Source organism: Streptomyces sp. NPDC059456 (assembly GCF_042750055.1).
In the GTDB taxonomy this organism is placed as follows: Bacteria; Actinomycetota; Actinomycetes; order Streptomycetales; family Streptomycetaceae; genus Streptomyces.
Genome location: NZ_JBHYVA010000414.1, coordinates 1 through 7586, shown reverse-complemented (window position 1 = coordinate 7586; position 7586 = coordinate 1). Strand labels below are relative to the sequence as shown.

Below are 7586 nucleotides of genomic sequence, written 5' to 3'. Positions count from 1 at the left end.
GTGGTCGCCACCGTCTTGAGGGGGGCCGTCCGGGTGGCGCCGACGGACACGAACAGGCCGCGCTGGGCGCGCAGCTGCTTGGCGAAGTCCGGGTTCTGGGAGTGTGCGACGACGACCCCGATCTGCTCATAGGACGTCACCACCGTTCCGCCGGCCCGCTCGATGGCCTTCTTCGCGGCCTTGACCGTGGCGTACGTGTTCAGGTTCGCGACGTACGAGAGCTTGGGGCCCGTGGTGTCGGGCTTCGCCGCGGTCGCCGTGCCCGCCGTGCTGCCGAGCGGGGCGGCGGACGCCGCGGCCGAGGGCAGGAAGGCGAGCGAGGCGGTGAGCGCCAGGCCGATCGGTACGGCGATACGCCGGCGACCGGATCCCAGATGAGCCATGGGTTCTCCACATCATCCGTGAAAGAAGCCGTCCGCGCGTGATCGCGCAGGACGACGGGTTCATGACACGTGAACCTAGTGCCGCCGTTCGTCTCTCCGCCATCAGTTCGACAAATCAGTTTCCCGAGTATCAGCGGGTGTTGAACCGTCCCGTCGCGCCGTACGTGCCGTTGACAGGGGGCGATCAGCGCCACCGTCCCCCACACGGAGGTTGTTTTGTCCGTCCCCACCGCACCCGCGTCACAAGGAGAGCCCCCCGTGACCACCGAAGCAGCGCCGCCGCACGGCAGCGCGGGAACGCCCGTGGCGAGCCCCGCCGCCGAAGAGTTCGAAAGCGTGCAGCAGAGCGCCGAATTCGCCGAACTGCGCAGTTCCTACCGCTCCTTCGCCTTCCCGCTCACCGTGGCCTTCATCGCCTGGTACCTGCTCTACGTCCTGCTGTCCAACTACGCCGGCGGGTTCATGGGGACCAAGCTCTTCGGCAACGTCAACGTCGCCCTCGTGTTCGGCCTCGCCCAGTTCGCGACGACCTTCCTGATCGCGTACTTCTACTCCCGGCACGCCGCCGCGAAGCTCGACCCCAAGGCCGCGGCGATCAAGGCGCGGATGGAGGCCGGCGAATGAGCGACACCCTCCAGCTCGCCCTGACGACGGACCTCGCCGCCGGGGCCACCGAGCACCGGCCGCTGATCATGACCCTGTTCGGGCTGTTCGTCGTCGCCACCCTCGGCATCACGATCTGGGCCGGCCGCCAGACCAAGGACGCCGCCGACTTCTACGCGGGCGGCCGCCAGTTCACCGGCTTCCAGAACGGCCTGGCCATCTCCGGCGACTACATGTCCGCCGCGTCCTTCCTCGGCATCGCCGGCGCCATCGCGCTCTTCGGCTACGACGGCTTCCTCTACTCCATCGGCTTCCTCGTGGCCTGGCTGGTCGCCCTGCTGCTCGTCGCCGAGCCGCTGCGCAACTCCGGCCGCTACACGATGGGCGACGTCCTCGCGTTCCGGATGCGCCAGCGGCCCGTCCGCACCGCCGCCGGCACCTCCACCATCGTGGTCTCGATCTTCTACCTGCTCGCCCAGATGGCCGGCGCCGGCGTGCTCGTCTCGCTGCTCCTCGGCATCACCAGCGACGGCGGCAAGGTCGCCGTCGTCGCGCTGGTCGGCGTCCTGATGATCCTCTACGTCACCATCGGTGGAATGAAGGGCACCACCTGGGTCCAGATGATCAAGGCCGTCCTGCTCATCGCGGGCACCCTGCTCATCACCTTCCTCGTCCTGCTGAAGTTCCACTTCAACATCTCCGACCTGCTCGGCAAGGCGGCCGAGAACAGCGGCCAGGGAGCCAAGTTCCTGGAACCCGGCCTCAAGTACGGCAAGGACGCGACGACGAAGCTCGACTTCATCTCGCTCGGCATCGCCCTGGTCCTCGGCACCGCGGGCCTGCCGCACATCCTGATCCGCTTCTACACGGTCCCCACGGCCAAGGCCGCCCGCAAGTCCGTGAACTGGGCCATCGGCATCATCGGCGCCTTCTACCTGATGACCATCGCCCTCGGGTTCGGCGCCGCCGCCCTGCTCAAGCGCAGCGACATCCTCGCCTCCAACAAGGCCGGCAACACCGCCGCCCCGCTGCTCGCCCAGGAGGTCGGCGGCGGAGCCGGCTCCACGGGCGGCGCCGTCCTGCTCGCCGTGATCTCCGCGGTCGCCTTCGCCACCATCCTCGCGGTGGTCGCCGGACTCACCCTCGCCTCCTCCTCGTCCTTCGCCCACGACCTGTACGTCAACGTGATCCGCAAGGGCAACGCCACCGAGCAGGAGGAGGTCCGGGCGGCCCGCTGGTCCACGGTCGTGATCGGCGCCGTCGCCATCGGCCTGGGCGCCCTGGCCCGTGACCTCAACGTCGCCGGGCTCGTCGCCCTCGCCTTCGCGGTCGCCGCCTCCGCCAACCTGCCGACGATCCTCTACAGCCTCTTCTGGAAGCGCTTCACCACCCGGGGCGCGCTCTGGTCCATCTACGGAGGCCTCGTCTCCGCGGTCGTCCTGGTGCTGTTCTCCCCGGTCGTCTCCGGGAAGCCCACCTCGATGTTCAAGGACGCCGACTTCTACTGGTTCCCCCTGGAGAACCCGGGCATCGTCTCGATCCCGCTCGGCTTCCTGCTGGGCTGGCTGGGAACACTCCTGTCCAAGGAGAAGGCCGACCCCAGGAAGTTCGCGGAACTCGAGGTCCGCTCCCTGACGGGAACGGGCGCTCACTGAAATACTCCACACACGGAACGTGGCCGCGTCGTACTTCTCTACGACGCGGCCACGCCGTGTCTCGTTCATTTGGGCATCCCAAGGAGTCACGGCCGTCGCGTAGGCTCGAATACGGCGCCAGGCATTTATCCAAAGTGGCGCAAACCTCTATGGACCGGACAGGGGAGGGGGCCCGAATGCTTCTCGACACCTATGGCCGCGTGGCCACTGACCTGCGCGTCTCGCTGACGGACCGGTGCAATCTGCGCTGTACGTACTGCATGCCCGAGGAGGGACTGCAGTGGCTCGGGAAAACGGACCTGCTGAGCGACGAGGAGATCGTCCGGCTGATCCGGATCGCGGTCACCCGGCTCGGGATCACCGAGGTCCGCTTCACCGGCGGCGAGCCGCTGCTGCGCCCCGGCCTGGTCGGCATCGTCGAGCAGTGCGCGGCCCTGGAACCGCGCCCCAAGATGTCGCTGACCACCAACGGCATCGGCCTCAAGCGCACCGCGGCGGCGCTCAAGGCCGCCGGCCTGGACCGGGTAAACGTTTCGCTGGACACCCTGCGGCCCGAGGTCTTCAAAACCCTCACCCGCCGTGACCGCCACCACGACGTCATCGACGGCATGGCCGCCGCCCGCGCGGCCGGCCTGACCCCCGTCAAGGTCAACGCCGTCCTGATGCCGGGCCTGAACGACGACGAGGCCCCCGACCTGCTCGCCTGGGCCGTGGAGAACGAGTACGAACTCCGCTTCATCGAGCAGATGCCGCTCGACGCCCAGCACGGCTGGAAGCGCGACGGCATGATCACGGCCGGGGACATCCTCGCCTCGCTGCGCACCCGCTTCACGCTCACCGAGGAGGGCGCCGACGAGCGCGGATCCGCCCCGGCCGAGCGCTGGCTGGTCGACGACGGTCCGGCCACCGTCGGCGTGATCGCCTCGGTCACCCGGCCCTTCTGCGGTGCCTGCGACCGCACCCGGCTCACCGCGGACGGCCAGGTGCGCACGTGCCTGTTCGCCACCGAGGAATCGGACCTGCGCGCAGCCCTGCGCTCCGGCGCGCCCGACGAGGAGATCGCCCGCCTGTGGAAGGTGGCGATGTGGGGCAAGAAGGCCGGGTCCGGACTCGATGACCCGTCCTTCCTCCAGCCCGACCGCCCGATGTCCGCGATCGGCGGCTGACGGCCGCCGGCCCCGCCGCTCCGGACCCCGCCGCTCCGGCGGCTAGCGGCGCTCCGAGCCCTCCGGCTGGACCCACTCGTCCAGCTTCACGACGTCCTTGAGGAAACCGCGGACCCCCAGGAACCGGGACAGGTGTTCGCGGTGCTCCTCGCACGCCAGCCAGGTCTTGCGGCGCTCCGGCGTGTGCAGCTTCGGGTTGTTCCATGCCAGGACCCAGACCGCCGCATCGCGGCAGCCCTTCGCCGAACAGCCGGGCACCTCGGCGGAACCGGCGGAACGAGCGGCGTGGGGAGCATCGGGAACGTCGGGGGAGTCAGGGGAGTTCACGCCTCAACCCTACAAACCCCCGCCACGGAAAGGCGACGCCGAGCAGCCACGGGGGGAGCTGCCCGGCGTCGGTCCGTCGCTCCGACGGGGGATGCGGAGCGCGTAGGCAGTATGTCACGCAGGACCCGGTGCAGTGCACCGGAACTTCATGATTGATCTGAGGTTTTCTTGAGGTTTCCCGTGTTCAGTGCCGGACGCACAGGTGAGGGGATGAAGTTCGAGGGCAGTGAGGGGGTCGACTCGCGCCCCGCGTTGGCGATGACCACGGCCACGTACGGCAGCAGCGCGCCCGCGATGAGCGTCACGATCGCCACGTGACGTTCCACGTTCCACAGGATCACCGTCGCCAGGACCGACAGGGTCCTGATCACCATGGAGATGACGTACCGGCGCTGCCGTCCGCGCACGTCCTCGTCGAGGCCCATCCGGGCCCCGGTGATCCGGAAGACCTCGGCCCCGTTCCGCTTCTTCCGCTCCACGCTCCACCGCCCGATTCACCCGCCGGACACATCCCCGTCCGGACTCCTCCCACCGTACGCCGCCCGCTTCGTGACGAGGAGAGGGGGTGTCCCCCGAATGGGGCTGTCCGAAATGCGCAGTAGGCCGTACGGGTCGAAACTGGGCCCACATGCGCACGACGCGTCACCAGGAGGCCTGACATGTCATGGTTGTGGGCGATCATCGTCGGTTTCGTGCTGGGCCTCATCGCCCGGGCGATCCTGCCGGGCAAACAGCACCAGCCGATCTGGCTGTCCACGCTGTTCGGCATGGTCGGCGCCATCCTCGGAAACGCCGTCGCGGGCTGGATCGGAGTGGCGGACACCCGGGGCATCGACTGGACCAGGCACCTGCTCCAGCTCGCCGGAGCGGTCCTGATCGTGTTCCTCGGCGACATGATGTACAAGGCGGTCCGGGGCGGCAGCAGGCAGACGACCTGAGGGCGGCATGACGGAGGGGCCGGCCGGACGTCCGTCCGTACCGGCCCCTCCGCCGTGCTCAGTGCCCGGCCACGGGGCTCAGGCGCCCGTGACCTCGACCGCCGCCAGGTTCTTCTTGCCCCGGCGCAGCACCAGCCAGCGCCCGTGCAGCAGGTCCTCCTTGGCGGGGACCGCGTCCTCGGCGGTGACCTTCACGTTGTTCACGTAGGCACCGCCCTCCTTCACGGTCCGGCGGCCGGCCGACTTGCTCGCCACCAGCCCGGTCTCCGCGAGCAGGTCCACCACCAGGCCGGGCTCGGCGACCGCGACGTGCGGCAGCTCGGACAGGGCCGCGGCCAGCGTGGCCTCGTCCAGGTCCGCGAGCTCGCCCTGACCGAACAGCGCCTTCGACGCGGCGATCACGGCCGCGCACTGGCCGGCGCCGTGCACCAGGGTGGTCAGCTCCTCCGCCAGCGCCCGCTGCGCGGCGCGCGCCTGCGGCCGCTCCGCGGTCTGCGCCTCCAGCTCCTCCAGCTCCTCGCGGGACTTGAAGGACAGGATCCGCATGTAGGTGGAGATGTCCCGGTCGTCCACGTTCAGCCAGAACTGGTAGAACGCGTACGGGGTGGTCATCTCCGGGTCCAGCCAGACGGCCCCGCCCTCGGTCTTGCCGAACTTGGTGCCGTCCGCCTTGACCATCAGCGGGGTCGCCAGCGCGTGCACCTCGGCGTGCGGCTCCAGGCGGTGGATCAGGTCGAGGCCGGCCGTGAGGTTGCCCCACTGGTCGGACCCGCCCTGCTGGAGCGTGCAGCCGTAGCGCCGGTACAACTCCAGGAAGTCCATGCCCTGGAGCAGCTGGTAGCTGAACTCCGTGTAGCTGATGCCCTGGTCGGACTCCAGCCGCTTGGCGACCGAGTCCTTCGTCAGCATCTTGTTGACGCGGAAGTGCTTGCCGATGTCCCGCAGGAACTCGATGGCGGACATGCCCGCCGTCCAGTCCAGGTTGTTCACCATGACGGCCGCGTTCTCGCCCTCGAAGGACAGGTACGGCTCGATCTGGGAGCGCAGCCGGCCCACCCAGTTCGCGACGGTCTCCGGGTCGTTCAGCGTCCGCTCGGCGGTCGGCCGCGGGTCACCGATCTGGCCGGTGGCCCCGCCGACCAGCGCCAGCGGCCGGTGGCCGGCCTGCTGGAGCCGTCGTACGGTCAGCACCTGCACCAGGTGCCCCACGTGCAGGGAGGCCGCCGTCGGGTCGAAGCCGCAATAGAAGGTGACCGGACCGTCCGCGAACGCCTTGCGCAGCGCTTCTTCGTCGGTGGACTGGGCGAAGAGCCCACGCCACTTCAGTTCGTCGACGATGTCCGTCAAGGTCTCTCGACTCCTTCAGATGATGATTGCGTCACGCCGATGACCCAGTCTAGGTGGATCAGACGCCCTTGCTGACCGAGCTCATGTTGAAGTCCGGGATCCGCAGCGCGGGCATCGCGGCCCGGGTGAACCAGTCGCTCCACTCGCGCGGCAGCGTCTTCTCGGTCCGCCCCGCCTCCGAGGCCCGCGACAGCAGGTCCACCGGCGATTCGTTGAACCGGAAGTTGTTCACCTCGCCCACGACCCGGCCGTTCTCCACCAGGTAGACGCCGTCCCGGGTCAGGCCCGTGAGCAGCAGCGTCGCCGGGTCGACCTCGCGGATGTACCAGAGGCAGGTCAGCAGCAGACCCCGCTCGGTGCCGGCCACCATCTCCTCCAGCGACTTGTCGCCGCCGCCGTCCAGGATCAGGTTCCCGAAGCCCGGCGAGAGCGGCATGCCGGTCATGGCCGCGCTGTGCCGGGTCGTGGTCAGCCGGGCCAGCTCGCCCTCGCGGATCCACTCCGTCGCCGGGACCGGCAGACCGTTGTCGAAGACCGACGCGTCGTCGCCCGAGCTGTGCGCGATCACGAACGGCGCGGACTCCAGGCCCGGCGCGTTCGGGTCGCTGCGCAGGGTCAGCGGCAGCTCGGACAGCTTCTCGCCGAGCCGGGTGCCGCCACCGGGCTTGGAGAACACCGTCCGGCCCTCCACCGCGTCCCGGGCCGCCGCGGACCACATCTGGTAGATCAGCAGGTCGGCCACGGCCGTCGGAGGCAGCAGGGTCTCGTACCGGCCGGCGGGCAGGTCGATCTTCCGCTCCGCCCAGCCCAGCCGCACGGCGAGCTCGGCGTCCAGCACGGTCGGGTCCACGTCCTTGAAGTCCCGGGTCGAGCGGCCGGCCCAGGCCGAGCGCTGCCGGTCGGGTGACTTGGCGTTGAGCTCCAGGGTGCCGTTCGGCTGGTCGTGGCGCAGCCGCAGGCCCGTCGAGGTGCCGACGTACGTGGAGACCAGCTCGTGGTTGGCGAAGCCGTACAGCTCCCGGCCGCCCGCGCGGGCCCGGGCGAATGCCTCGCCGAGGGCCGGGGCGAAGTCCGCGAACACCGCCGAGGAGGTCTCGGCCGGGGCGTCCGTGAAGTCCGGCGAGGAGGGGGTCCCGGTGACCAGCGGCCGGGCGTCCTCCGCGGGGC

General features: G+C 69.8%; 8 protein-coding genes and 1 pseudogene. 4 read left to right on the top strand and 5 right to left on the bottom strand.

The features are described 5' to 3' along the window. A pseudogene (locus ACFXA3_RS28710) lies at nucleotides 1-383 on the bottom strand (peptidase S8); the annotation flags it as partial. 258 nt (nucleotides 384-641) lie between these two features. On the opposite strand from ACFXA3_RS28710, the gene ACFXA3_RS28705 reads away from it, so the two are divergent. The 3 genes from ACFXA3_RS28705 to moaA all read left to right on the top strand — a co-directional run bounded on the left by ACFXA3_RS28705 (nucleotide 642) and on the right by moaA (nucleotide 3807). Next, the gene (locus tag ACFXA3_RS28705) at nucleotides 642-1007 is read left to right on the top strand and encodes a DUF485 domain-containing protein (protein WP_385191400.1); all 366 of its coding nucleotides are present in this window, start codon (nucleotides 642-644) and stop codon (nucleotides 1005-1007) included. Further along, nucleotides 1004-2641 (top strand): cation acetate symporter, encoded by a 1638-nt coding sequence (locus ACFXA3_RS28700; protein WP_385191398.1) that lies wholly within the window; start codon nucleotides 1004-1006, stop codon nucleotides 2639-2641. Before ACFXA3_RS28705 ends, ACFXA3_RS28700 begins: the two co-directional genes overlap by 4 nt. A 176-nt stretch (nucleotides 2642-2817) precedes the next feature. Further along, the gene (gene moaA / locus ACFXA3_RS28695; protein WP_385191397.1) at nucleotides 2818-3807 is read left to right on the top strand and encodes a GTP 3',8-cyclase MoaA; all 990 of its coding nucleotides are present in this window, start codon (nucleotides 2818-2820) and stop codon (nucleotides 3805-3807) included. Nucleotides 3808-3849: 42 nt separating this feature from the next. Here the strand turns inward: moaA and ACFXA3_RS28690 are convergent, their stop codons facing one another. Both ACFXA3_RS28690 and ACFXA3_RS28685 read right to left on the bottom strand, forming a co-directional pair. Then, nucleotides 3850-4134 carry a hypothetical protein gene (locus ACFXA3_RS28690; RefSeq protein WP_385191396.1) on the bottom strand — a complete coding sequence of 95 codons (285 nt, stop codon included), beginning with the start codon at nucleotides 4132-4134 and terminating at the stop codon, nucleotides 3850-3852. Between the two features lie 146 nt (nucleotides 4135-4280). After that, the gene (locus ACFXA3_RS28685; RefSeq protein ID WP_385191402.1) at nucleotides 4281-4559 is read right to left on the bottom strand and encodes a DUF3099 domain-containing protein; all 279 of its coding nucleotides are present in this window, start codon (nucleotides 4557-4559) and stop codon (nucleotides 4281-4283) included. 234 nt (nucleotides 4560-4793) lie between these two features. On the opposite strand from ACFXA3_RS28685, the gene ACFXA3_RS28680 reads away from it, so the two are divergent. Continuing rightward, entirely contained in the window at nucleotides 4794-5072 is a 279-nt protein-coding gene (locus tag ACFXA3_RS28680; protein WP_054221790.1) for a GlsB/YeaQ/YmgE family stress response membrane protein, read from the top strand. A gap of 78 nt (nucleotides 5073-5150) precedes the next feature. Here ACFXA3_RS28680 and tyrS read toward each other — a convergent pair whose 3' ends face one another. Together tyrS and ACFXA3_RS28670 are read right to left on the bottom strand one after the other, a co-directional pair. After that, nucleotides 5151-6419 (bottom strand): tyrosine--tRNA ligase, encoded by a 1269-nt coding sequence (gene tyrS, locus ACFXA3_RS28675; protein WP_385191395.1) that lies wholly within the window; start codon nucleotides 6417-6419, stop codon nucleotides 5151-5153. A gap of 58 nt (nucleotides 6420-6477) precedes the next feature. Continuing rightward, nucleotides 6478-7586: metallopeptidase TldD-related protein (locus ACFXA3_RS28670; RefSeq protein ID WP_385191393.1), on the bottom strand; the 1109-nt coding region annotated here is incomplete at its 5' end.

What these genes read in the sequence shown, in the direction of transcription:
- ACFXA3_RS28700 (WP_385191398.1), top strand. Translation starts at nt 1,004, where the DNA reads ATGAGCGACACCCTCCAGCTCGCCCTGACGACGGACCTCGCCGCCGGG.
- ACFXA3_RS28680 (WP_054221790.1), top strand. Translation starts at nt 4,794, where the DNA reads ATGTCATGGTTGTGGGCGATCATCGTCGGTTTCGTGCTGGGCCTCATC.
- moaA (WP_385191397.1), top strand. Translation starts at nt 2,818, where the DNA reads ATGCTTCTCGACACCTATGGCCGCGTGGCCACTGACCTGCGCGTCTCG.
- ACFXA3_RS28685 (WP_385191402.1), bottom strand. Translation starts at nt 4,559, where the DNA reads ATGGGCCTCGACGAGGACGTGCGCGGACGGCAGCGCCGGTACGTCATC.